General features: G+C 33.9%; 18 protein-coding genes and 1 tRNA gene. 7 read left to right on the top strand and 12 right to left on the bottom strand.

Annotation, left to right across the window (positions count from 1 at the left end):
- The coding region (locus tag GX311_06530; GenBank protein NLK16034.1) for a HAMP domain-containing histidine kinase at positions 1–1,455 on the bottom strand (1,455 nt) is incomplete at its 3' end.
- 399 nt (positions 1,456–1,854) lie between these two features.
- On the opposite strand from GX311_06530, the gene GX311_06535 reads away from it, so the two are divergent.
- On the top strand, positions 1,855–3,024 hold the full coding sequence (locus GX311_06535) for an adenylate kinase (GenBank protein NLK16035.1): 1,170 nt from the start codon (positions 1,855–1,857) through the stop codon (positions 3,022–3,024).
- 162 nt (positions 3,025–3,186) lie between these two features.
- Here GX311_06535 and GX311_06540 read toward each other — a convergent pair whose 3' ends face one another.
- Positions 3,187–4,368, bottom strand: coding sequence for a tetratricopeptide repeat protein (locus GX311_06540; GenBank protein ID NLK16036.1), 1,182 nt, complete (start codon positions 4,366–4,368; stop codon positions 3,187–3,189).
- Positions 4,369–4,457: 89 nt separating this feature from the next.
- Positions 4,458–6,968, bottom strand: a complete 2,511-nt coding sequence (gyrA, locus tag GX311_06545) for a DNA gyrase subunit A (GenBank protein ID NLK16037.1) — start codon at positions 6,966–6,968, stop codon at positions 4,458–4,460.
- A 452-nt stretch (positions 6,969–7,420) separates the two neighbouring features.
- On the opposite strand from gyrA, the gene GX311_06550 reads away from it, so the two are divergent.
- Positions 7,421–9,925 (top strand): ATP-dependent Clp protease ATP-binding subunit, encoded by a 2,505-nt coding sequence (locus tag GX311_06550; protein NLK16038.1) that lies wholly within the window; start codon positions 7,421–7,423, stop codon positions 9,923–9,925.
- 99 nt (positions 9,926–10,024) lie between these two features.
- On the top strand, positions 10,025–10,921 hold the full coding sequence (locus GX311_06555) for a nucleotidyltransferase (protein ID NLK16039.1): 897 nt from the start codon (positions 10,025–10,027) through the stop codon (positions 10,919–10,921).
- A gap of 87 nt (positions 10,922–11,008) precedes the next feature.
- Here GX311_06555 and GX311_06560 read toward each other — a convergent pair.
- The 4 genes from GX311_06560 to mtaB form a co-directional block, all read right to left on the bottom strand.
- Positions 11,009–11,082, bottom strand: a tRNA-Arg gene (locus GX311_06560).
- 64 nt (positions 11,083–11,146) lie between these two features.
- On the bottom strand, positions 11,147–12,598 hold the full coding sequence (locus GX311_06565; protein NLK16040.1) for a GWxTD domain-containing protein: 1,452 nt from the start codon (positions 12,596–12,598) through the stop codon (positions 11,147–11,149).
- A gap of 99 nt (positions 12,599–12,697) precedes the next feature.
- Complete coding sequence (locus GX311_06570; protein ID NLK16041.1) at positions 12,698–13,501, bottom strand: inositol monophosphatase; 804 nt, start codon at positions 13,499–13,501, stop codon at positions 12,698–12,700.
- A 69-nt stretch (positions 13,502–13,570) separates the two neighbouring features.
- The gene (mtaB, locus tag GX311_06575) at positions 13,571–14,863 is read right to left on the bottom strand and encodes a tRNA (N(6)-L-threonylcarbamoyladenosine(37)-C(2))-methylthiotransferase MtaB (protein ID NLK16042.1); all 1,293 of its coding nucleotides are present in this window, start codon (positions 14,861–14,863) and stop codon (positions 13,571–13,573) included.
- Positions 14,864–15,055: 192 nt separating this feature from the next.
- On the opposite strand from mtaB, the gene GX311_06580 reads away from it, so the two are divergent.
- Together GX311_06580 and GX311_06585 are read left to right on the top strand one after the other, a co-directional pair.
- Positions 15,056–15,355, top strand: coding sequence for an RNA-binding protein (locus GX311_06580; protein NLK16043.1), 300 nt, complete (start codon positions 15,056–15,058; stop codon positions 15,353–15,355).
- Positions 15,356–15,563: 208 nt separating this feature from the next.
- Positions 15,564–16,979 carry a hypothetical protein gene (locus tag GX311_06585; protein ID NLK16044.1) on the top strand — a complete coding sequence of 472 codons (1,416 nt, stop codon included), beginning with the start codon at positions 15,564–15,566 and terminating at the stop codon, positions 16,977–16,979.
- A gap of 141 nt (positions 16,980–17,120) precedes the next feature.
- On the opposite strand, the gene GX311_06590 is transcribed toward GX311_06585, so the two are convergent.
- The 3 genes from GX311_06590 to secA are packed head-to-tail and all read right to left on the bottom strand — an operon-like array spanning position 17,121 to position 21,846.
- The gene (locus tag GX311_06590; protein ID NLK16045.1) at positions 17,121–18,014 is read right to left on the bottom strand and encodes a 4-hydroxy-tetrahydrodipicolinate synthase; all 894 of its coding nucleotides are present in this window, start codon (positions 18,012–18,014) and stop codon (positions 17,121–17,123) included.
- A 27-nt stretch (positions 18,015–18,041) separates the two neighbouring features.
- The gene (locus GX311_06595) at positions 18,042–18,581 is read right to left on the bottom strand and encodes a hypothetical protein (GenBank protein ID NLK16046.1); all 540 of its coding nucleotides are present in this window, start codon (positions 18,579–18,581) and stop codon (positions 18,042–18,044) included.
- Position 18,582: 1 nt separating this feature from the next.
- Positions 18,583–21,846 (bottom strand): preprotein translocase subunit SecA, encoded by a 3,264-nt coding sequence (secA, locus tag GX311_06600; protein ID NLK16047.1) that lies wholly within the window; start codon positions 21,844–21,846, stop codon positions 18,583–18,585.
- Positions 21,847–22,357: 511 nt separating this feature from the next.
- Between secA and GX311_06605 the strand changes: the two genes are divergently transcribed.
- A complete protein-coding gene (locus GX311_06605) occupies positions 22,358–22,738 on the top strand; it encodes a hypothetical protein (protein NLK16048.1) in 381 nt (126 codons plus the stop codon).
- 142 nt (positions 22,739–22,880) lie between these two features.
- Entirely contained in the window at positions 22,881–23,699 is an 819-nt protein-coding gene (gene zupT, locus GX311_06610) for a zinc transporter ZupT (protein NLK16049.1), read from the top strand.
- Between the two features lie 349 nt (positions 23,700–24,048).
- Here zupT and GX311_06615 read toward each other — a convergent pair whose 3' ends face one another.
- Together GX311_06615 and GX311_06620 are read right to left on the bottom strand one after the other, a co-directional pair.
- On the bottom strand, positions 24,049–25,068 hold the full coding sequence (locus GX311_06615; protein NLK16050.1) for a quinone-dependent dihydroorotate dehydrogenase: 1,020 nt from the start codon (positions 25,066–25,068) through the stop codon (positions 24,049–24,051).
- Positions 25,069–25,083: 15 nt separating this feature from the next.
- A complete protein-coding gene (locus tag GX311_06620) occupies positions 25,084–25,608 on the bottom strand; it encodes a helix-turn-helix domain-containing protein (GenBank protein NLK16051.1) in 525 nt (174 codons plus the stop codon).
- Positions 25,609–26,394: the final 786 nt, after the last annotated feature.

Here is a 26,394-nt window from a genome sequence, read left to right on the forward strand (position 1 = left end):
TCCTTTGTTTAGCTCGCTATCAACTTCAATTTTAATTGACATTTTGTCAAGAACTAATTTAACATAACTAAGTCCTAAGCCAAAACCCTTTACGTTATGAGTGTTTCCAGTATGAGCACGATAAAACTTATCGAATATTTTTCGCACTGTATCTTTACTCATACCAATACCGTTATCGGTTATAGAAATGTAAACTAAGGAGTGGTTAACAGAAACATTAACTTCAATTAAAGGCGTTTTATTATTGTATTTCAATGAGTTGTCTAATAGATTGTAAATAGAATTTACAAAGTGATCGACATCAATTTTACATAACACAGGCTCATCAGTAATATTTAGTTCAAAACTGCCGTCAAGCTCTTTTACTCTGAGAGAAAAGCTATTACCGATGTTTTTTATAAGTGGAACAATATCAATAATTTCTGACTTTAAAATAACCTCTTCACGCTCTAACAGAGCTATTTGCAATATCTGTTCAATATGGCGATGCATTCTTGAAGTCTCCTGCCTAATTATGCCGGAAAACGCGTTCTCCGGCACGTTGTTAGACGTCATAATATTGCTTAACGCATCGGTAGCCAAATTAATTGTGGCTATTGGAGTTTTAAACTCATGCGTCATATTGTTTATAAAATCGTTTTTGATATCAGAAATCTTCTTTTGTCTATATATCAGCGTAACAGTGCGATAAAATGCAAAAATAATAAACACCAAAAACGCAATACTCAATATCAGCAGCCATTTGAGCGATTGTAATATGAATTTATTCCTATCAGGAAATTTAACAATTAATAGGGGAGATTGACCAATAACAGAGCTAGGATACAACTCTGTTTGATACTGTTCCAGTTTTGTGTTGTCAAAAAAACCAGGGGTGGAAAATACAGTCTGCTGGTTAACAGGGTCATATACTGCGTATTCTAAAGCAAAGTTTAAATTACTTATTGTCTGCTCATAAGCTATTATGCCCGATAAATCGCCAAGTATCAATCTTTCTGACAATGGTATTTTTTGCATTCTATACTCGAATTGAAGCCACTCCGAGATATTTCGCATTTTATTCTTCTGCTCGGACAGTAAAAACTCAAATTCACTAATTGTCGCCTCTAATCCCAAAGCATCTTTACGACTTTCATAATCTGTTAGTTCATTTTCCTTTAGCTCATACTGTTTTTTTATTCTTTTCAGGCTGTCAATCAACCTGTTAAGAGAGTCAATACCCGGTTGCATAACAGAGTATGATTGCCTTATACTCATAGTTGCAGAGAAAGTCATTAAAGACTCTTGTCTCTCAAAACGAGCTGATACCCTCGACAGCATGGAATAAACAACCGTATCGAATTGCTTGCGATTTTCATTTATGGCATTACGAATCCACAATATTTGGATTATAACAAAGCCAATCATTGCAATAGCAAGAAAAATAATTGTAGATCGAATAAGTTTTGTTTGCATTATATAAATCAATCTAATCAGTACAAAAATAGTGTTATTTGCACGTATTGCAGAAAATTTAAGTAAATTTTAACATACTCAATTGAATTTCAATTATATCAATTTAAAATGTTATGTTACGTAAATTACAGTTTTATATTTACGAATGTTGTATGTTTTTTTTGCATTATAGACTTACAAACAGTCATATATATTGACGGACAAACAAGTGGGCTTTGTGTTTGGTTTTTACCGGCAGTAATATGTTTAATTTAATTCAAATAAATTTTGTGATAAAATTATTTAAGGTGGCAAATCAATCATGATAAGGGAGAAGTATTAAAAATAAAACAGTATTTAAATTGTTTTTAACTTTCTATTTGTTAATTTTAGCCCTGCAAATCATAAAAAAACAAATATATGTTAAATATAGCATTGTACGGTCCACCTGGAGCGGGTAAAGGGACCCAAAGTCAGTGGCTTGTAAAAAAATATAACCTTACTTATATTTCAACAGGTGAAATACTTAGGGAAGAGATTGCAGCCAGCACTAAGTTGGGTTTATTAGCTAAAGATATAATTGAAAAAGGAGGATTAGTTTCTGATGAGATTATAGTTCAAATTATCGAAAGCAAAATCCAAAAAAATCCAAATGCAAATGGATTTCTGTTTGATGGTTTCCCCAGAACCACAGTACAGTGCTACATATTAGAGGGTTTGCTGATTAAATTAAACACTTCTCTAACATGTATGTTAAGCTTAGAAGTACCTGAGGAAGAAGTTTTTAGACGACTTAAAGAGCGAGCAAAAACTGCAAATAGAAAAGATGACACCGAAGAGGTTATTAAAGTGCGTTTAAAAGAATATTACGAAAAAACAGTACCTGTAGCAAAATATTATCAGGATAAGAATATATATTATGCAGTTGATGGAATGGGAGAGATCGAAGAAATTCAAGAACGTTTAGTTAAAGCCATAGAAAAGTCTCTCGAAAATCGCTGGATGAATATTGTTTTGCTTGGATATCCTGGTAGTGGTAAAGGAACTCAGGCTAAAAAGATGGCTGAAAAGTATAATCTTGTCTATATTTCAACAGGCAAAATGCTACGCGAAGAGATAAAAAAAGGAACCGAAATGGGAAAACTAGCTAAGCCATACGTGGACAAAGGTACAATTGCACCAGATGAATTTGCAATAAAGCTGATACAGGAAAAAATGAAATCTAATCAAAATACTAAAGGATTTATTTTCAAGGGATTTCCTCGCACAATTGTTCAAGCATATATCATTGATGGAATGTTAAGTCGCCTAGAAAGTGGTATTACAGCAGCAATTGAGATAAAAGTACCGCCATTAGTGGCAATTAAGCGTTTAGCTCTACGTAGTAAAACTGATAAAAGTCGTTTATACGATATGAGTACCGAGCTAATTGTTGAGAGACTCGAAGAGTACAAAAACAAAACAAAATTAGCTCGAGATTACTATGAAAAAAAGGGGTTATTGCGAGTTGTTGATGGCGAAGGTTCAGTCGATGAAGTTTTTGAACGTATATGTATCGAATTAGATAAAGCTCAACGTTTAGTTTTTTAGCTAAATTATAAGCTTATAATATTTGTTTTATTTTAGCTGTTCAAAATTCCTATAATTTATATTATGTTAAATTGACGTTTTGTAAATAAACGAAATAACTGTATTGATGATTATTTCGTTTATTAGAATTAATTATGTATTAAAAAAATTGATACTTCTATCCTATTGTTGTTCAGCAGCTTCAATTTTTGCATTAATAGCATCAAGTTTTTCAGCAAAACCTTCTTTTGCCCTATATCTAAAATAAATTAACTTTAATTGTTTCATTGTAACGATATCTGTAGGATCTAATTCTAGGGCTTTTTCAAAATATTCTGCTGCTTTTTTAAATTCTACAAAAGCTAATTCAGTTAATTCATCGATTTTTGCAAAATTATCTGGCGGTAAATCATTAGCTTCGTTAAACAAATCAGCACCTTTATTAAACTGCAAAACACCTAAATTAAACACAGCATCAAAGTAAACTGGGTCAATTTCCAATGCTTTTTGATAAGCTTCAAAACTTTCATCATATCGGCCAGTTTGGTCAAAGAAAGTTCCTTTTGCAAAATAATACACTTTATTATCTGGCTCAGCTTCAATAGCTTTATCCAAATACTCTAATGCTTCATCATATTGTTGAGCTTTACTATAATGGTCGATCAAAATAAGCATAAGGATTTGATTATCAGCCAATTTAGAGATTCCATCTTTCAATGTTGTTACATAATTTGCAGTATCTTTCGCATTTAAATATAAATCAGCAACTTTACGAATACAGTTGACAGGTTCATAGTTGTTTTCAGCTGATAGCTTATAATACTCTTGTGCCTTTTTTAAATTTCCAGCCCTTTCGTGAGATAAAGCTATATTATAATAGACAGCCTCTTCATTTTTGTTAATATCAGGATGATTGCCAATTTTTGCAGAAAGTTCGAAATATTCAGCTGCTTTTGAGAAATCTTCAGCTTCAAAATATTTAATCCCTTCATTAAAAGACTGAGATAAAGCAATTTTAAGATTCTGTAGTGCATTTCCAGCATAACGAGCCCTTTTGTCTTTAAATTTGATAGAATTTTCATAACTCAATGCTGCTTCTTTCAATGGAAATGGGTGTATTTCCTTGTGTTCGGGATTTGTGGACTGAAAAATATTTTGAAGAATTAATCCACGGTAATACCACGCTTTTTCATTCTCCTTAGTTTCGACATGTTCCACAGCTTCATCAATAGCCTTTAAGGCTCTTTCATATTGTGTTTGTCCAGGCTTAATACCTAAGTTATAGGCAGTTATAACATTGCGATTTTGTGCGTTCACAAATGTAACAACCCCTGCAAACAGACCAATTAAAACAAGTTTCTTCATTGTAATATTCATTTTTAGATTCAACGGTTATTATTTTGATTTATTATTCAATGTATTAGTTTTCATTATCAATATTGTAGCTGTCAACATCATTCATTATCAACATCATCGTCGCCACTATTTATCTCATAATATTCATTCTCGTTAATTTCGTCATCTTCGTCTGTTGTATCAACGTATGTTACAGCAGCAATTTGGTCATCATCTTTCAAATTAATTAATATAACTCCCTGTGCTGCTCTACCTATTTGTCTGATTGAATCTACAGCAATCCTGATTGTTAGACCTTTACGAGTAATTATCATCAAATCATCGGTATCAACAACACCTTTAAGTGCTATCATTTTACCGGTTTTTTCGGTTACATTAAGAGTTTTAACTCCTTTTCCACCCCGTTTAGTTATTCTGTAATCAGCAATGGATGAACGTTTACCATAACCGTTTTCAGAAACCACCAAAATATCTTCTGACTCGTTTTCAACAGCAATCATACCAACAACAAAATCTCCTTTTGATAGTGTGATTCCCTTAACGCCTATAGAGTTTCTTCCTACAGCACGTACATCATTTTCGTTAAATCTTATAGCTTTGCCTGAGTGAACACCCATAATAATTTCGCTATTTCCGTTAGTTAGCTTAACGTCAATAAGTTTGTCTGTGTCTCGTATAGATATGGCAATTATACCGTTTTGTCGAGGTCTGCTATACTCTTCTAAAAGAGTTTTCTTAATAATCCCCTCACGGGTAGCCATTATCAAATAATGAGAATTGATAAACTCTTCATCTTTCAAATCTTTAATGTTGATATAGGAACGAACAGAATCGTCTTGTTCTATATTTAAAACGTTTTGTATGGCTCGTCCTTTACTGGTTCTGGTCCCTTCTGGTATATCATAAACTTTTAGCCAGAAGCATTTTCCTTTTTCGGTAAAAAGTAGCAGAGTATTGTGCATTGAGGCCACGTAAATATGCTCAATAAAGTCTTCATCACGTGTTGTACTTCCTTTTGCACCAACTCCTCCCCGACCTTGACTTCTGTAGTCTGCTAATGGTGTTCGTTTTATGTAACCAAGATTAGATATGGTAATAACCATATCCTCATCAGCATAAAAGTCTTCAGGATTGAACTCTTCTGCATTTAGAACTATCTCGGTGCGTCTTTCATCACCATATTTATCTTTTATCTCTATCAATTCATTGGCTATTATCTCCATTCGCATTCCTTCATCAGCAAGTACGCGTTTGTAATAATCAATACGTTCTAATAGCTCATTATACTCACTTCTTAATTTATCTTGCTCTAGTCCAGTTAGTTGTCCTAAGCGCATTTCAACAATTGCGTGAGATTGCTCTTGCGATAGAGAAAACCTCTCCATTAAACGCGTTCTAGCCTGATCACGATTATCAGATGATTTAATAATTTCAATTACCTCGTCAATGTTGTCCGAAGCAATTATCAGACCCTCTAAAATATGGGCTCTTTTTTCGGCTTGTTCAAGCTCATACTCTATTCTACGTATAGTAACATCGTGACGATGTTCAATAAAGCACTTTATTAAATCTCTTAAGTTTAACTGTTGAGGTTTTCCATTAACTAAGGCAATGTTATTTGTACTAAATGTGCTTTGTAAAGATGTGTACTTATACAAATTGTTCAAAACAACATTCGCAATAGCATCACGCTTAATATCATACACAATCCGCATTCCATCCCTATCCGATTCATCATTTACATTGCTAATACCTTCTATTTTCTTTTCAGCAATCAAATCGGCGGTTCTCATTATCATATCGGCTTTGTTTACCATGTATGGTATTTCGGTGACTACAATTTTCTCATGTCCTTTTTCATCAGTCTCTATTATGGCTTTTCCTCGCATTACGATTCTGCCACGTCCTGTCTCTAAAGATTCTTTAACTCCACTATAACCGTAAATAATACCACCACCCGGGAAATCGGGTCCTTTAACATATTTACAAAGCTCTTCTACTGTTATATCTCTATTTTTAATGTATTCTAGGCAAGCATCTATTACTTCGGAAAGGTTGTGCGGAGCCATGTTTGTAGCCATTCCAACGGCGATACCCGAAACACCATTAACTAAAAGATTAGGAATTTTGGAGGGCAGTACAGTTGGTTCTTTCAGCGAGTCGTCAAAATTTAGCGTAAAATCGACAGTATTCTTGTCGATATCAGCTAACATCTCCTCAGTAATTTTGGTCATACGGGCTTCTGTATATCGCATTGCTGCTGGCGAATCGCCGTCAACAGAGCCGAAGTTCCCATGACCATCAACCATGGTATATCTCAATGACCAATCTTGTGCCATTCTAACCATAGCATTATATACAGATGAATCGCCATGTGGGTGATATTTACCAAGCACCTCTCCCACTATACGTGCCGATTTTTTATGGGGTTTTGTTGGACTTAACCCTAACTCATTCATTCCATAAAGTATCCGTCTGTGAACAGGTTTAAGTCCGTCTCTAACATCTGGCAATGCACGTGAAACAATTACCGACATCGAATAATCGATATAGGAACTCTTCATCTCATCTTCGATGTTAATTCTAATAATATTTTCTCCTTCTGTCATTTTAATTATTTAACAACTGTTTTTAAGAAGACAAATTTACAAAAAATGCCGACATAATGTTGATAAACTCATGCAAACTTTATCAACATTTTATTGTTAATAAATTTACATTAAATGTTACATTTATCCAAGAATATCATGATAAATAAAGCAATAACAACTTTAAAGTTTGCGTTTTAGCATACTGAATATTAAGCACATAGCATCAATATCGATGTTTGAAAAAATAATACAAAAACATAGTTCCAAATGGTATGATTTGAGTATTACCATAAAAAAGGCGATACTTAATAAAATAAAATCACATTTTTTTTGTTGAAAAGTTAATAATATTTAATGCAATCTTAATTTGCCAGGATCTTAATATATATATTATCTTTACGCAGTTAATGAGCTGTACTTAATTGTGGAGATATTATTACATAGCGTCTCTGAAGAATAATAATAAACATATGAATGCAAAATTTTCACAACAGATTAAAGACATTATTGCATATAGTCGCGAAGAAGCAATTCGCTTAGGTAACGAAATTTTAGAAACCGACCATCTTTTTTTAGGGATGTTGCGTGAAGGTCGCGGAATGGCAATAGACACTCTTGTAAGTTTGGGTGTTGACCTTCTGTTTGTTCGCAAAAAAATTGAGTTTGAGCTTAAAGAGGAACAAATCCTTGACAAATCTAAACAAGACGATTTACCCTTTAAAAATAGTGCAGCAAGAGTACTTAGATTAGTTGCACTTGAAGCTCGTGCTTTAAATAGTAATACCATTGAATCAGAGCATCTTATGTTAGCGATAATGCGAGATGAAACCAGTCGTATTGTATCATTATTAGGTGATGAAAATGTTGATTATGATCTGTTAAAAGATAGAATTATCAACCAACCCTATAACAAAATGGACGATCCATACGATAGTACTGGTGATGACGATGATTCAGATGAGCGAAGCGATCTCCCCTCCGGCTCTTCTAAATCAAATTCAGATACACCTGTACTAGATAACTTTGGAATTGATTTAACGAAAGCAGCCGAGGAAAACAGATTAGACCCTGTTGTTGGACGTGAGGTCGAGATTGAAAGGTTAGCTCAAATACTTAGCCGTAGAAAAAAAAACAATCCTGTTCTTATTGGCGAGCCCGGCGTGGGTAAATCAGCAATTGTTGAGGGAATGGCAATACGCATTGTAAAAAGGCAAGTGTCTCGGGTTCTTTTCAATAAACGAGTTATAACACTCGATTTAGCGTCAATTGTAGCAGGAACCAAATATCGTGGACAATTTGAAGAGCGTATTAAGGCAATTCTAAATGAGTTGTCAAAAACTACAAACGTTATTTTGTTTATTGATGAAATACACACTATCGTTGGCGCAGGTGGTGCTGCTGGCTCCCTTGATGCTGCAAATATGTTAAAACCAGCTCTCGCAAGAGGAGAAATTCAATGTATTGGAGCTACAACACTTGATGAATACCGTCAGCATATAGAGAAAGATGGTGCATTGGAAAGACGATTTCAAAAAGTAATGGTAGAACCCACCAGTCCCGAAGAGACACTACACATACTTAACCAAATAAAGCCCAAATACGAAGACCACCATAACGTAATCTATACTGATAAAGCTTTAGAGGCATGTGTTAAACTCTCTTTAAGATATATTTCTGACCGACATCTGCCTGATAAAGCTATTGACGCATTAGATGAGGCAGGTTCAAGAATACATATTTCTAATATCAATGTTCCTGAAAATATAATTAAACTTGAGAGTGAGATAGAACGTACTAAAGAGCTTAAAATAAAAGCTGTACATGACCAAGACTTTGAAAAAGCAGCTAATTTTCGAGACGAGGAACGAAAGTTTATTGATGCACTTGAAAAGGCAAAACTTCAGTGGGAAAAGGATTTAACGCAACAGCGTGAAGTAGTTGATGAAGACGATATAGCCGAAGTTATCGCAATGATGACCGGTGTCCCGGTACGTAGGATTGCTCAAGCAGAGAGTCAAAGGCTTTTAAATATGGCAGAAGAGCTAGAAGGTAGCGTCATTGGACAATCAGAAGCCATTGAGAAAATTGTAAAATCGATCCAACGAAACAGAGCCGGATTGAAAGATCCAAATAAACCGATAGGTACATTTGTGTTTTTAGGACCAACAGGCGTTGGTAAAACACAGTTGGCTAAAGTATTAGCAGAGTACCTTTTCGATTCGTCAGATGCCCTTATACGCGTTGATATGAGCGAATATATGGAGAAATTCGCCGTCTCTAGACTTGTAGGAGCACCTCCGGGGTATGTTGGCTATGAAGAAGGCGGTCAGCTAACGGAAAAAGTAAGACGTAAACCATATAGCGTTGTTCTACTCGATGAAATAGAGAAAGCACACCCCGATGTCTTTCACATTCTGCTTCAAGTACTTGACGAAGGACGCTTGACAGACAGTTTTGGTCGTAGAGTTGATTTTAGAAACACATTAATTATTATGACATCGAATATTGGGAGCCGTCAGTTGAAAGATTTTGGCGATGGGATTGGCTTTGCCACATCAGCCAGAGAGCAAGGTGCTGCCGATCATGCAAAAGGTGTTATAGAAAAAGCCCTAAAAAGAGCATTCGCTCCTGAGTTTCTAAACCGTATTGATGATATTATTATATTCAATCCGTTGAGTAAAGATGATATATTTAAAATCATTGATATTGAGTTAAGAGGCTTATATAAAAGAGTTTCTGAAATGGGATATAAAATAGAGATGACAGATGAAGCAAAAGATTTTATTGCTGAAAAAGGATTTGATCCCAATTTTGGTGCTCGACCACTAAAAAGAGCTCTTCAGAAATATCTTGAAGACGAAATGGCAGAAGCAATTTTAAAAACTCAAGTTTCTGAAGGAGACACAATATTCGTGGAATACAACAAAGACAAAGAGCCTGATAAAGTGATAGTTACAGTAAAAAAGGCTATTTAAGTAAATCTTTTAATCTAATATTTGCATATCTACGGTTAATCCGCTATGAATTAGCGTAGTATATACAGTTATATAAAGTGTAACTTTAACAATTAAAAAATGAAAAATAAACCTACTCTATTGATATTAGCTGGGGGATTAGCAAGTCGTTATGGTGCTATTAAACAAATGGAATCAGTTGGACCATCAGGCGAATCAATTTTAGATTATTCTGTTTATGATGCCATAAGAGAAGGTTTTGGAAAAGTGGTATTTGTTGTAAACAAAACCATTGAAAATGATTTTAAAGAGAAATATGACAAGATTTTTGTAGGTAGAATTGATACAGAATATGTAATTCAAAGTCTTGACGATTTGCCTAAAGGTTTTCACAGCCCTTCTGATAGAGTAAAACCCTGGGGAACCGGACATGCTGTTAGGGCTGCTCGCAACGCAATCAACACCCCTTTTGTAGTTATTAATGCCGATGACTTTTACGGAAGAGAATCATATGCTGCAATCAGCAAATTCATTGCAAACAACCATTCAAATTATGCAATGTACGCATATAAACTTGGTAACACTCTTTCAAAACATGGTACAGTTAGTCGAGGTGTTTGTGAAGTGGAAAATGGTTTTCTCACAGAAATTAACGAAAATACATCCATTAGCAGGGTAAATGAGAGTACTATAAGATCTGATCAAAATAGCTCATTATCAAATGAAACACTTGTATCAATGAACTTTTGGGTTTTTAGACCCGATGTTTTTCCAATTATTGAACAGTTATTCAGCGAGTTTATTAGCAAAAACCATAATAGCCTGACAGCTGAATTTTATATCCCATCGGTTGTCCAATACGTAATTGACAAAAATATACGTCCTATTTCAGTACTTTCTGGGAGTTCGCCATGGTTTGGAATGACCTATAAATCAGACAGAGACGAAACACGTAATTCAATTAGTAGTTTAATTCTGAAAGGGATTTATCCTCAAAGTCTTTGGAAAATCAATTAAAAATTATTATAGAAACGTCATATTATGGCGTCTCTATCCTACAAAAAAAACAAAGCCACTTCACAATATTGTTTAGTGGCTTTTTTGTGACCTCGAAGGGACTCGAACCCCAAACCTTCTGATCCGTAGTCAGATGCTCTATCCAATTGAGCTACGAGGCCATTTGCGGATGCAAAAGTAGTAATAAATACTAATTTTGCAATAGAAAACTGTGTTTTTTCGCTTTTAATCTTGATAATCTCGTCTTAACTGATCGTACTCATCGTCAAATATATTTTTGTTCTCTTTGGTTATTAAATGGTTACCTTTTACAATATCAAACCAAGCTTGATTTAATATTTCGCCTGGCATATCGCTGTGTACTAATTCGTACTCACTTGTACCAAAGTCAACAAGACTAAACACGAATCTTCGATTGTTTTTATCATTAATTTTGTAAAAATGCCATATTTCATAGGGTTGGAAGAAAGCCATATTACTTCTTTTAATTATCTGGTTTGGACTACCGTACTGTAGATAAACTCTTCCTCTGTCGCTCATATAACCTCTTTTAATTTGAGTTCCGTACAGTTTATCAACCAACTCTACTTGTTTACGGTATATTTCCCACTCACTCTCGGGAGCAATAGAATTTCTTGTCTCCCAAAAATTTATGAAAAATTGCTGCATTATCTTTAAATCTTTGGCTGAAAAATCGGTATCGATAAAGCTACGCTCTACGTTTCCGGCTATTGGATATAAACTTTTAATATGGGCTCCTAGTTCGTGTACAGTCGAATATTTTTCAACCCAAGAATCTTTAGTCTCAACATTTGCATAACTTGTTGGAGTATCCATTGGTTTATTGCTGCTACGTTGAAAAAAGTGTTTCTTTGTTAATAAAACCTCGTTGTTTTTATCGCATACCTCAATTTCTAAATTATAATTCCCAGAAGGTAAATCAGAGATATTTACAGATTTTGTAAGAACAACAATAGGCGCCGCTTTTCTTCGATCAAGAGTAATTGTTTTTTCGAACATCCTGCGGCTCGGAACAGACGTAACGAAGTATCTGATTAAGAAATCGTTGCCTGCTCCTACTTCTTTGTCAATATTGTATAGTTCGGAGTAAAACGTAATAGAATTCACACTGTTTGGATAAAAATTACTTACATAAGGTATTACATCATATCCGCTTTTGGTATATTTTGTAATTGTTTCAGTTGGTATAAATCTCTCAGCGGGCTCAATGCCACTAATGGCAGGCTCATTTCCCGAGATAGATATAGTTAATATATCTTTATAATCAAATGATAAGCTGTCAGGAGAGAAATTATCCTTAACTAATAGTTGAAAATTATAAGATCCTGCAGGTAGAGGTATTCTTTGCAGATCAATAAACGCTCCGGGAAGACCAGCAAATGATGTATCAACCTCGGGGCTTGAAATATTATATTTTCTATACTCTTTAACGACATCGTCCGCTGTGAATATCATTGTTACTTCAACTGACGCTTGTAACTTATTGTTTGAGTTGATTTTATACGCAACCGAATTTGGTACAATTGCCATATATGTTTCGAGATATGTGCCTACAGTTGGCGCGTAAAATTGTGCATGATGGAAATATGCTTTTATTCCATAGCTTGATAATTGGAATAAAATTATTAAAATGGATAAAAGAAGTAATCTCTTCATAATGCTTTGTTTTTTCTGTTTTAAGTATTAAATAACCTTATGCTGAGCAAAAATAGATATTTATAATTTAGTTTTACTAATTATCCGTTGTTATATGATTTATTTTACGTCAGGCGACATATATTTCATGGTATATGATAATAATTCTTCAAATATATTGGCATTTGTTGCTAATATTTCCTGACCGTAAATATAGTTATTTCCACCCGAAAAATCAGAAATCTTCCCTCCTGCTCGTTCTATGATAAACGCTCCTGCTGCAACATCCCAAGGGCTTAGGCTATACTCAAAAAAACCTTCAAATCTACCACATGCAACATAAGCTAAATCGGTTGCAGCACTCCCCAGTCGTCGCAAACCATGACTTACATGCATAAACTCTTTCATAAGATTCATGTATTGCTCCATTCTGTCGTAATCGTAGTATGGGAAACCTGTGGCTAACAGCGAATCTTTTACATGTTTGATTTTCGATACGCTAATTTGCTTATTATTCATGTACGCCTTGTCGTTTTTTGAGGCATAAAAAACCTCGTTAAGACCAACTTCGTGAATAACACCTAATACAGGCTTATTATTATGCATTAGAGCGATGCTAATTGCTACTGGGTATAATGAGTGTATATAATTCGTTGTGCCGTCTAATGGGTCTATTATCCATAAAAATTCGCTGTTTTTATTGCTTTCACCGCTCTCTTCAGCAAGAAAGCCAGAATTTGGAACAATTTTACTTAATGATTCAAGCAAAAGATGCTCCGCATTTTTATCAACATGTGTTACAAAACTGTTATGCGATTTGACTTCAAATACCTCATTGCTAAACTTATTTCGCTCATTTTTAATGTAGTTAGCAGTTTTATCTGTTATTGCAAGAGTTTGTTTTAAAATATCGTTATAATTCATTTTTTGATGATTTTAGACACAAAACTAATAGTAAACTGAAGATTACAGGCAAAATAACTCTTTTTATTATCAACAATTAACAACTTGCCCGATAAAATGTTGTTTATCAGTATCGTATTTTATAAGCTTTACAGGCAATATTTCATTGATATAGTTTTCGTTATATGGAACAACAACCTTTAAGTAATTATCCGTAAAACCCTCAATCATAGTTCTTTTCTTACCTTTTTCAAACAAAACATTTCGCACTTTCGATTCAAACTGCTTGCAAAAAACATAGTTGTATCTCTTTGCTTTTTCATGCAGTATTGAGCTTCTATCTCTTCTAATATATTTTGGAACCTGTTGCATCTTTATTGCCGCAGTATCTTGACGTTCAGAGTATGTGAATATATGTAATTCAGATGGTGCAAATGAGTCAATAAATTCAATTGTTTGTTGAAAGTCTTGTTCTGTCTCTTCAGGAACTCCAACAATAATATCTATAGCTATATATGCATCTGGTATTAAATTTCTTATAGTATCTATTTTTTCTTTAAAAAGTTGCGTATCATACCTACGTCTCATTGATTTTAACAGCTTGTCCACACCACACTGTAACGGTATATGAAAATGAGGCATTATAATATTACTCTCTGCAGCTAATTCAATTATTCTATCCTCAAGTAAATTTGGCTCTATTGAAGATAGTCTAAGCCTTTGCAGTCCTTTTACATCATGGAATGCTTTCAACAAATCGTAGAATGTTTCGCCATTTTTTCTACCAAAATCGCCTATATTAACTCCGGTAAGAACAATTTCTTTAACACCTTTATTTACAATGATATTAGCCTCTTTAATTACACTTTTAATTGAATTACTACGGCTTAATCCTCGAGCTTTAGGTATTGTGCAGTAACTACAAAAATAGTCACATCCATCTTGAATTTTCAGAAATGTTCTTGTTCTATCATCAAACGACCATGCTGTTTGAAAACAGTTTAGTTCATTGTAGTCACATCTACTTAAAGCTGTTGTGTTGTTTTCCACATACTCAAGAACCTTATGTTTATCATTATTACTCAACACAATATCAACCCCATTAATTGCCATTATTTGCTCTGGTTTTAGTTGTGCAAAACATCCGACTACTACAATCTTAGCTTCGGGATTTTGCTTAATAGCTTTGTTTATTACGTATTTACATTTTTTTTCAGCTATTTCTGTAACGCTACATGTGTTGATAACGTAAATATCAGCTTTTTCGTTAAAATTCACTTTTATATAACCCGCATCAACAAAAGATCTTGCTATTGTCGATGTCTCTGAAAAATTCAGTTTACAACCAAGCGTATTAAAAGCTACTCTTTTATAGGTTTGCATTTTATTATTTTTATAAAACTATATAAACTGGTTAATTAGTATGTGTTGTAGCTTTGAATTATAAGCGAGTGAAAATTAAAACTACAAAATTACCATAATTCACATAAAAATGCATATTTTTGTATAGTTGTTAATCAGTTAAATTACTGAATAGAATAACAAGGGAATATTAATATTTTCAAAATTACTTTTATGAATATTTTTGTAGCTAACCTTAATCCAAAGACTACTGGAGAAGATCTCAACAAATTGTTTAGCAATTATGGCACAGTGGCTTCTGCAAAAGTTATTTTTGACAGAGAGACAGGCAATTCAAAGCGATATGGTTTTGTGGAAATGCCTGATGAAAACGAGGCTAAAAAAGCTATTGAGGCTTTAAACGAATCTGAATTAGAAAACAACAAAATTGTTGTTAGAGAGTCAGTTCCTGGTCCTCCAAAACCCAAAACAAAGCGCCCATTTGATCCAAATAGACGAACTGAAAAACAGTAGTTTTTGAATAACTGCTATGTGCTTTGTTTGTTCAAATGCGAGTGAGCCGTTGAGAAATACAGCTCCCGTCTCTGCGTTCACATTTTTCAAATTCAGCCATTTTACGATTAATATATTTAAAGATCAAATAAATTAGCAGCTCAAATTTTGTTGATAATTCCTCAAACATCTCTTTGCAATAATCGACAACAAAGAACGAAACAGCAAAATGAGAATTATAAAGGAAATAATAAAGGATATTAGGTTTTGGATACTACTCCTTTTTATAGTAAGATTGATTGGAATTTCAAATCCACCACTGGAAGTAGGACACAATTGGAGACAAACCACAGTGACAATGGTTTCAAGAAACTTTCTTGAAATCGATAATAATATACTTTACCCTCGAATTGATATTGCTGGGGAAAAAACAGGTATAACTGGGATGGAGTTTCCATTACTTAATTACACGATTTACATTGTGTCTAAAGTTTTTGGCTATCAACATTGGTTTGGCAGATTAATTAATTTACTAATCTCTAGTTTCGGACTATGGTTTTTCTACAGATTAATCCGTAAATATTTTACGGAACAAGTTGCCTTTTTTTCAACAATAATCCTGGCAGTTTCGATATGGTTTCAGTTTTCGAGAAAAATTATGCCCGATACTTTTTCTATGTCAATGATCATAGCAAGTATCTATTTTGGAAGCAATTATTTGGACAGTACTATACGAAAGTATAGTTTAATGCAATTAACAATTTACACAATCTTAATGTCGTTAGGGATATTATCAAAACTACCTTCAGGGTTCTTGCTTGTGGTTTTTTTAATATTTTTTTTCGATAAAACTATTCCAATAAAAAGAAAAATAATTTTCTCTATTTTTTCATTAATTGGAATATTACCACCTGTTATTTGGTATTATCATTGGGTTCCGTACCTTGTTGATCAGTACGAGTTTTGGCACTTTTTTATGGGAAAAAGTTTTGCACAAGGATTTAGAGAAATAGTACAGAATTTGAATGAAACCCTTAGTAAATTTTACGATACTGCATTAAAGTTTATCGGATTTGGTGTTTTTACATATGGATTGGTGTACTCATTTGTAAAGAAAGATTTAAAAATTTGTATTTTGTTTGTTTTAACATTTATCAGTTTTTCCGTTATAATATTTAAAGCAGGGTTCACATTCTCACACCATAATTACTACATTATTCCTTTTGTACCGATAATGGCTCTTATAGCAGGATATGGTTTATCTAAAATTAAACACTCTAAAGTTGCTGTAATAATACTTATTGCGATATCTATTGAAGGTATTGCCAATCAACTATATGATTTTAGAATTAAAGAGCATGACAAGAAGATTGTCAATCTTGAAAAAGATCTTGATAGCGTTTCCCATAGAGATGATTTGATTTTAATTAACAGTGGTAACTTCCCCACTCCAATGTATTTTGCCCACAGAAAAGGATGGGTTGTTACAAACGAACAAATTGAAGATGGAAACTATATCAAATCACTAAAAATTAAGGGGTTAAAGTATATTGTTATTTTGAAAAGAAGCTTTGGTTCCGAAATTTTATTAACTCAATATAAAAAGGTTTTAGAAAATGATGATTATTGCATATATGAGTTATAAACCATTGATAAAAGTGTTCTAAAGTACTAATTGTTGTTAACAACTTACAATTAGTAACATATTTAGAATCCACTTTTTAAAGACCTATAGTTGAAGTAATAGTTAAAGTTTTAATTAAAAATTATTTCTGTCGTTTTCTTTCTAAAAACCAGTATTCTTCAAGGAATCTATAAGGGCATTAATCTTTTGTGCAGTTGGTTTTGAAACAGGTGCAAGTGGACTTCTTAATATATTGTTAATCAGCCCCATGTTAGACATTGCTTGTTTAATTCCGGAAGGATTGCCGTCTTCAAAAATCGCCATTATCAACGGTAACAGTTTATAATGAATGGTTTTTGCATCTTCAAATTTTCCATCTAAAAGATTGTGAACCATATCGGCAAACTGTTTTGGATATGCATTCCCAATTACAGATATAACACCGTTTGCTCCTGCAGCAATAAGCGGATATGCAATTGCATCATCACCTGATATTACCTGAAAGCCTTTAGGACGCTGTCTTATTATCTCCATTATTTGTGTCATTATGCCAGAAGCCTCTTTTATAGCCACAATATTTTTAAAGTTGTTAGCCAATTCGAGCGTAGTTGCAGGCAATAGATTTACTGAAGTTCTACCAGGCACATTGTACAGTATAACAGGCTTATCTGTTGATTGAGCTATTTGTTTATAGTGTTCATAAAGGCCTTTTTGTGAAGGCTTATTGTAATAAGGTGTAACAGACAGAATACCCCATATTTCTTTGGGCATGCTTTTTATATCGTCAATAACTGTTTTGGTGTTATAGCCTCCTGCTCCTACTATAACGGGTTTTCGGTTATCATTTATTTCCAAAATTAGATTTATTACAGCCTGTTTCTCCTCTTTAGATAAGGTGGGTGTTTCGCTCGTGGTTCCAAACGCTACCAAATAATCGATACCGGAATTTATTTGATTGTCAATATGTGCTGAAAGTGATTTAAAATCAATACTTCCATCCTTTCTAAAGGGTGTTATTAGTGCAGTGCCTATACCAAAGTTATTTAAGAATGCCATCTCTATGCCTCCTATTAAAGTAATAGTTTATTTAGTTTTGATAATATCAAGATAGTGAATCAGTTGTTGTAAATATTCATTGTAATTATTTTTTGTTGATTCGATAAGTAAAGTTGCCCATTTATTATTCTCACTGAACGGCGCTACTATTGTTTTAGCTTTACTTAGCGTAGCAATCCATTGAGAGTGAAAACTGTTGTCAAAATCGACAACAACCATTAAATCCGCCTGTTTTGAAATAAAGTTGGTATAAACCTCTTCTTTTGGCTTTCCATACCAATTAAGTTGTTTACGACAAAAATATTTTATCCCTTTTCTGTTTTGAAAACCTGGAGCCATTTTTTTTGCATCAACATAAATCAATACTTCAACAGATTTGCCTTCATCCAACAGGAAGTGGACAAATTTCGATACGATATCGGCTTGCGTATCATCTATTCTGTTGAAGAGTATTTGTACTTGATTAACGTCTTTATAGTTAATAAAACCACGCTCAATGGGCTTTTTCAGAGCCTTTTTGAGCGACATCTCTCTAAATTTCTTTTTTATTGTTTTTAAGGCACTCACACTATGCTAATTTTCCGTGACACTGTTTAAATTTTTTACCGCTTCCACATGGACAAGGATCGTTTCTTCCAACACGTGGTTCAGCTTTTGCAGGTCCTTGTGGTTTTTGTTGAGCTAAATCACTACGACCAGTTTTCATCTGACTGTGATCAGTTCTACGTTGCTCTCCCTGCTTGAAATTCTGGGCATTTTGACTCGGTATATATGCTTTCAGTAATATGGAAGTTACGTCATGATTAACTTTATCGAGCAATTTTTTGAAAAGATCAAACGATTCAAATTTATATACCAACAATGGGTCTTTCTGTTCGTATGACGCACTTTGTACAGACGTTTTCAAATCATCCATTTCACGTAAGTGCTCTTTCCATGTCTCGTCGATGATTAGAAGCGAAATAAATTTCTCAATAGAGCGCATTATCTCAGCTCCTTTTGTTTTATACGATTTTTCTAAATTGGTAATAACCTGATACACTCTATATCCATCGGTTATTGGGATGACAATATTTTTGTACTGTTCGCCCTGTTTTTCATAGACGTCTGAAATAACAGGCAACACTTGCGCTATTAATTGTTCCTGCTTTCTATTGTATTTTTCGGTTACCGATTTGAATATTTTTGATATTATCTCCTCATCGTCTGCCTTTTTAAAGAAGCTTTCATCGAATGGGGGCTCTATTGTAAGGTGTCGCATTAATTCAAAGCGGAATGTATCGAAGTCGGAGTCATCAATGTATGTATCGACAAACTCTTCACATACAGCACTCATCATTCCTATTGTATCGGATTGTATTCTTTCTCCGAACAGTGAATGTCGACGTTTTTTATAAACAACTTCACGTTGAGAGTTCATCACATCATCGTATTCAAGCAAACGTTTTCTTATTCCGAAATTGTTCTCCTCAACTTTTTTCTGTGCTCGCTCAATTGATTTAGTAATCATGCTGTGTTGGATTACTTCGCCCTCTTTTAATCCAAGTCTGTCCATCATTCGGGCAATACGGTCTGACCCAAAAAGACGCATCAGATCATCTTCGAGTGATACAAAAAACTGTGATGAACCCGGGTCACCTTGACGCCCTGAACGACCACGTAGCTGACGGTCAACACGCCGCGATTCGTGTCGTTCTGTACCAATTATCGCCAACCCTCCTGCCTCTTTTACCGCATCAGAGAGTTTAATGTCAGTACCACGACCTGCCATGTTGGTAGCAATGGTAACTGTTTTTGAGTGTCCAGCTTCAGCAACAATATCAGCTTCTCGTTGGTGCAACTTAGCATTCAAAACGTTGTGTTTAATACCTCTAAGTTTAAGCATACGGCTTAATAACTCAGAAACCTCAACCGATGTGGTACCAACTAATATAGGACGACCTGCGTCGCGAAGTCTTACAATCTCTTCTATGACCGCGTTGTATTTCTCGCGTTTTGTTTTATAAACCAAATCTTCGTGGTCTTCCCTTACAATCGGTCTATTAGTTGGTATAACAACAACATCTAATTTATAAATATCCCACAACTCTCCTGCTTCTGTTTCTGCTGTACCTGTCATACCAGCGAGTTTGAGGTACATTCTAAAGTAGTTTTGCAGCGTAATTGTGGCAAATGTTTGTGTGGCAGCCTCAACTTTAACATTCTCTTTTGCCTCGATAGCTTGGTGTAATCCGTCGCTATATCGGCGCCCCTCCATAATACGTCCAGTTTGTTCGTCAACAATTTTAATTTTGTTGTCCATTAAAACGTATTCGACATCTTTTTCAAACAACGAGTATGCTTTAAGTAACTGATTAACAGTATGTACACGTTCAGATTTTATACTGTAATCTTGAATTATCTGATCTTTCTTAACACTCTTCTCTTCCGGGCTAAGCTCCAAATTATCAAGCTCCGCCAATTCCGACCCAACATCAGGAAGCACAAAGAACTTGGTGTCTGAGACCAAATTACTCATATAGTCTATTCCCTTGTCAGTCAAATCAATAGAATTAATTTTTTCGTCAATAACAAAGTAGAGTTCATCAGTTGCTATATGCATGTTTTTATTGTTTTCTTGCATATAGAAGTTCTCAGTTTTAAGTAATAGGGCTTTTGTGCCTTGTTCTGACAAATATTTTATCAAAGGATTATACTTTGGCAATCCTTTAAAAGCTCTAAGTAGCAATAGACCACCCTTATCTTCGTCACCTTCTGATATAAGCTTTCTCGCATCTGCAAGTATTTGGGTAACTAAATTGCGTTGAACGTTGTAAAGCTTTTCAACATAGGGTTTAAACTCGTTGAACAGCTGATCTTCGCCCTTAGGAACAGGACCTGAGATAATAAGTGGTGTTCTGGCATCATCGATTAACACAGAGTCAACCTCGTCAACTATTGCGTAATTGTGCTTACGCTGCACCAATTCTTCGGGACTAAGTGCCATATTGTCACGAAGGTAGTCAAAGCCGAACTCATTGTTTGTACCAAATGTTATATCGCATTCGTATGCTTTGCGTCTATCTAAGGTATTTGGTTGATGATTATCAATACAATCAACCGATAGTCCGTGGAACATATATAATGGCCCCATCCACTCCGAGTCACGTTTGGCAAGGTAGTCGTTAACTGTAACTACGTGAACTCCCTGCCCCGACAGCGCATTTAAGAATACCGGCAGCGTTGCAACAAGGGTTTTTCCCTCACCTGTAGCCATCTCGGCAATCTTACCTTTATGCAACGCAACTCCACCAATTAATTGTACGTCGTAATGTACCATTTCCCATTTCTGAAGATTGCCTCCTGCACTCCACTCATTAAAGTATATAGCTTTATCACCCTCAATTTCAACAAAATCTTTGGTAGTTGCCAAATCCCTATCGAATTGAGTTGCTGTAACAACAATTTTATCATTTTCTTTAAATCTACGTGCAGTATCTTTTATAATTGCAAAAGCCTCAGGCAGAGCCTCATCTAATGCAACTTTATATTTATTGTCGATAGTTTTGGATAACTCGTCAATACGATTAAAAAGTTTTTCACGATCATCTATCGAAAGAGTGTGATCTTCCAATTCCAATCTCAGCTGAGATATTTCATCTTTTTCTGTTTTAACATGTTCGTTAATTTTATTTCTGAGTGATTGTGATCTTTCGCGCAATTCATCGTTAGAAAGCCCTGTAAGCGTTTCATACACCTCTTTTATTTTTTCAACGTAAGGTGCAATCTCCTCTAAGTCGCGTTTTGCTTTTGAACCGATAAAAAATCCAATAATTTTATTAATTACGCTCATATTTGTGCTTAAATTTATGTTTATCTTTACTATATTTATGGTTGCATTGGTATAATCGGGCAAAACAAAAGTCCCTTCTAAAGGTTACCTAAAATGCAATACATTTTCGTGATTTTTTCAACCGACTAAATTAGTAATAATAGCTGTATTTGAGAATAAATAATTAAAAAATCAATTAACAATTAATAATCATTAATCAATAATTGGTGATTAACAGAATGAAAATCACAACAATGTATAAACGCCATAATATTACATATCTACTTAAAAATAATAAAATTTGCACCTAACCGTCATTCCTACGTCTTCTCTATTTTGAAAATTTTAGACAAAATATTTAATTTGGCACAATATTTGTAAGATATATTTTTCTACGCATAATCCCTGTTTTTCACCTTTTATTAAATGTAATTGGGATATTATAAACAAATCCTGTAAGCTTTTACACGTGTTTTTATTGATTTTAACAGATCGATATCAACATTGAAGAAATCAAAGGCAAAGGACAACAATGAAAAACTCATGTCATTGTTGTATCCATATGCCGAGGTTCTTCGAGATATCTAAAACACTTAAAATCAATTGTATGAAAGCAAACAAAAACAGGAAAAGTGCTGAAAACCAGAAAAATGAATCTGTTCGCTGGAACATGACGGAACATCTTATTTTCCCTCTACATCCCGGAGCTCTATTCACGGATGATAGAATAACCCGTGTTGTCATAATTGAAATTATCAAAGACCTTGATAACGGAAAGTTTGCAGAACTTGACTTTTTAGATGGTCACACCGTGGCAAATAATTTCATTATGGCAAATGAGCTAAATAATTATTATGAGTGTCGTGCAAAAGGAGATTGCTCCTTTGTCCCTAGTTTATTTTTTGAAAACTAATATGAAACGAGCCTTTAAACAAGGCTCTTTTTTTGCTTATTATTTGAGCATACCATGTTATAAACTCTAAAACACATCCTATTTATTAAAGATAAACGCCTATATTTGCGCGATTTTTGCAGGCTAAACGTAAAATATTAATATGGAACAAGGAAATTTTTGGTTTGCATTTTCGCTCACTCTTTTTGCAGGATTATCAACTGGTATAGGTGCAGCAATCGCCTTTTTTGCCAAACAAACAAATAAAAAACTTTTATCATTATCTCTTGGTTTTTCAGCCGGAGTTATGCTCTATGTTGCATTGGTTGAGATATTACAAAAGTCCAGAGAGTATTTACAACAAGAGTTGGGCGACACAACTGGTAATTGGGCTATGATTGGCTCATTCTTTACTGGTATTGCCATAATTGCTATTATTGATAGACTAATACCAAGTAGCAAAAATCCTCACGAGCCTCATAAAATTGAGGATATGAACAGTGCTAAGCTTAATTCTAATAAAAGGCTTATGAGAATGGGTGTTATGTCTGCATTGGCAATAGGAATACATAATTTTCCTGAAGGAATAGCAACATTTATGGCTGGTCTGACTAATCCATCAATAGCCATTCCTATAGCAATTGCAATAGCTATCCATAATATTCCTGAAGGAATAGCTGTTTCAATACCTGTGTTTTACGCTACCGGGAACAGATTAAAGGCTTTCTGGCTAGGATTTTCAAGTGGTTTAGCTGAACCAGTTGGAGCACTTATAGGATACGGGTTAATAACCTTTTTCTTCGATTCAATATCATTAGCCTTTACTGGTGTAATGTTCGGTGCGGTTGCCGGGATTATGGTTTTTATTTCATTAGATGAACTGCTTCCAACAGCCGAAGAGTATGGGGAGCATCATATAGCTATATATGGTTTGGTTGGTGGTATGGCGGTGATGGCTGTTAGCCTGGTACTATTCAATTAGTAATGTACAATGAACAATTAACAATATAAGTTAAAAGGTGTACTAATTGAAAGTTGGTAAAGCAACTAATAATTTGAACACTAAACATAATAAATGTACACAATACTTACATAGATATAATTATGATTTTAACTCCCTTAGAATCGGATATTTTAAATATTTGCGTTGGTTGCTCGAAATAATGGATTTATTTGATAACCGTTATGCAATATTGCAATCTGAACCAATATTTAACAAATTACAAAAGTAAACAAATTATAAGCTTTGAAAATCACAGCAAATATGAGACATTCGGAATGGTGTTACATTTGTAAATCAATATTGGTTATAGTTGTAACAAGCGAGTGGTTTACATTTGTATTCTTGACAGTTTTTTAATTAGCATAGGTCCTTGATAAATAAAGCCTGTATATACTTGAAGTAGGTCTGCACCGGCACTATACAAGTCAGTAGCATCTTGAACGGAGAATATTCCCCCACTTCCAATTATTGCAACCGAGCTGTCTAATTCTTTGCGTATGTTTTCTACCATTTTTAAGGTGTTTTTAAACAATGGTTTACCTGACAGACCTCCTTGACCTATAGAGGTTATCTCCTCTTTACTTATAGTTAAACTTGAACGTGATGTTGTTGTATTTGCTATAATAATTCCGTTGAATTGAAACTCTTTAATTAGCTCAATTGTTTCGTTAATTTGCTGCTGCTCTAAATCAGGGGAAATTTTAACAACTAAGGGTTTGTATGTATCTTTAGTTTTACGAAGGTTATCCATCATACTCATAAGGCTTCCAAGGTAAGCCTTGTTCTGAAGCTCACAGAGGTTTGCAATATTAGGACAACTAATGTTAAGTACAATATAGTCAACTAAGTCATATATACCATTCATAACAGCTTGATAATCATTTATTGCAAGCGAGTTATCTGTAGTAGTATTTTTACCTATATTGCCACCTAAAATGAAGTCGCGTTTAGCATAGCGAAGTAACCTTTTTTGTATCACATCTAGTCCGTCATTATTAAATCCCATTCGATTAATAAGAGCGTTATCTTGAGGAATACGAAACAGACGTGGCTTAACATTTCCGGGTTGCGATTTAGGTGTAACTGTTCCTATTTCAACAAATCCAAAACCCATAGATGCGAAGGTATCAGCCACTTGTGCGTTTTTATCTAATCCTGCAGCTAAGCCAATTCTATTGGGAAACTTCAATCCCATTATCTCTATAGGATTTTCGTATAGAAACAAGCATTTTAATAAGCATTTAGCACCAGGGGTATGTCGTGCCACGCGACATGAGTTAATGGCTAAATGGTGTGCTTTTTCTGGGTCAATTTGAAAAAGCAGAGGTCTAATTAACTTTTGATACATGATTTTTTTGCAAAACTAATCATATTTTTTGTTTTCTGTATATGAATCAAAAGTTCCATCACTATAAAAAATCACAACCCGTTCAATATACTTGTATTTAGTTGCTGAGTTTACATTTGTAACAACGTCTTTCTCTTCTTGTTTTATGTCTTTCTCTTCTATTACTATTTCCTTATTTTCAGTTTTTGTATCAATATTTCTTTCTTTGATTATATTGTCTATAGTTTCAATCTTGTCGTGATCTTCAAATAAGGTATGTTGAATAATTTTAGTTGCACCACTACTATAACTACCTGTTGACTTGTCTGACTTCTCATAGGAACTTGTATTTAATATCTCTCCACCGCCCGTTATTAACCATACAACGTTATATTTTGGAAAGTTCTCTATAAACTTATATAAAAAGTCAATAGAAGGTTTATTCCTTCCTGAAACAAGATGTGAAATGCTTGAACGCTGTACATCAAGTATTTCTGCAAACTCTTTAGCCGTTAGATTTTCTTGATTCATAACGAACGATATTCTCTCATGTATATCCATAGTTGTAAGTTTATGTTACAAATATAACAATTATTTAAAAACAGAAAAACAAATGTGAAAATCGATTTAATTACAATTGTAAACCGATTCAATTATTACAACTTTAATTTCTCTCGTTTTAATATAAACTTTTTATTTATATAAATATATCATTTTACTGAATATCAGTTAATTATAATTATGTTAATAATAATTAACTTAGCTATAATTGACACTTGTAATCAGTGAAATATACGTGATTAAAACTTATTTTGTCGAATTACTAATTACTCTTAGCTCATCACCTACTCTTTTGTGAAAGATTAAAAAAAATGTAATTCTACCCTATTTATCTACGTTGAATTTCCAAAATAGAATAAATGTATATCAAAGTTAAAAGTTGCTCAGAATTTAATATTTGGAGATATATACAGAAACTTTTTAAATATCGCATTGTAAAGACGTTAACAAATACAAATAAATGTATCAAAGCCTTACGTATTTGAGTGTTGAACTATTCTTTAACTTTAAGAAAATATGTTGTGTTTTTCTCTTGACGCTTGTCTGCAGATTTTATGTTTTGGCATTTCTGTTTTTTTGAGCAAATTTTAGGCATATTACAGCTTTGTACATGACAAAATTATTGATGGTGCGGAGGTTCGAGGTACCGGGTGCGTGGACGTTAACTAAATAACCATTAAGGAGTTAAGAAAAATTTAGGAAAGACTGTGTATTTATGATATGGTTGATTTTTGAAGATTCATGTTTTTGGATTAGCTCATTTTTTGTCATATACTAAGATATTAA

The organism is Bacteroidales bacterium, assembly GCA_012519055.1.
Taxonomy (GTDB): Bacteria; Bacteroidota; Bacteroidia; order Bacteroidales; family Salinivirgaceae; genus JAAYQU01.

Coding starts and splice junctions, on each gene's coding strand:
- GX311_06535 (NLK16035.1), top strand. CDS start 1,855: ATGTTAAATATAGCATTGTACGGTCCACCTGGAGCGGGTAAAGGGACC.
- GX311_06540 (NLK16036.1), bottom strand. CDS start 4,368: ATGAAGAAACTTGTTTTAATTGGTCTGTTTGCAGGGGTTGTTACATTT.
- gyrA (NLK16037.1), bottom strand. CDS start 6,968: ATGACAGAAGGAGAAAATATTATTAGAATTAACATCGAAGATGAGATG.
- GX311_06550 (NLK16038.1), top strand. CDS start 7,421: ATGAATGCAAAATTTTCACAACAGATTAAAGACATTATTGCATATAGT.
- GX311_06555 (NLK16039.1), top strand. CDS start 10,025: ATGAAAAATAAACCTACTCTATTGATATTAGCTGGGGGATTAGCAAGT.
- GX311_06565 (NLK16040.1), bottom strand. CDS start 12,598: ATGAAGAGATTACTTCTTTTATCCATTTTAATAATTTTATTCCAATTA.
- GX311_06570 (NLK16041.1), bottom strand. CDS start 13,501: ATGAATTATAACGATATTTTAAAACAAACTCTTGCAATAACAGATAAA.
- mtaB (NLK16042.1), bottom strand. CDS start 14,863: ATGCAAACCTATAAAAGAGTAGCTTTTAATACGCTTGGTTGTAAACTG.
- GX311_06580 (NLK16043.1), top strand. CDS start 15,056: ATGAATATTTTTGTAGCTAACCTTAATCCAAAGACTACTGGAGAAGAT.
- GX311_06585 (NLK16044.1), top strand. CDS start 15,564: ATGAGAATTATAAAGGAAATAATAAAGGATATTAGGTTTTGGATACTA.
- GX311_06590 (NLK16045.1), bottom strand. CDS start 18,014: ATGGCATTCTTAAATAACTTTGGTATAGGCACTGCACTAATAACACCC.
- secA (NLK16047.1), bottom strand. CDS start 21,846: ATGAGCGTAATTAATAAAATTATTGGATTTTTTATCGGTTCAAAAGCA.
- GX311_06605 (NLK16048.1), top strand. CDS start 22,358: ATGAAAAACTCATGTCATTGTTGTATCCATATGCCGAGGTTCTTCGAG.
- zupT (NLK16049.1), top strand. CDS start 22,881: ATGGAACAAGGAAATTTTTGGTTTGCATTTTCGCTCACTCTTTTTGCA.
- GX311_06615 (NLK16050.1), bottom strand. CDS start 25,068: ATGTATCAAAAGTTAATTAGACCTCTGCTTTTTCAAATTGACCCAGAA.
- GX311_06620 (NLK16051.1), bottom strand. CDS start 25,608: ATGGATATACATGAGAGAATATCGTTCGTTATGAATCAAGAAAATCTA.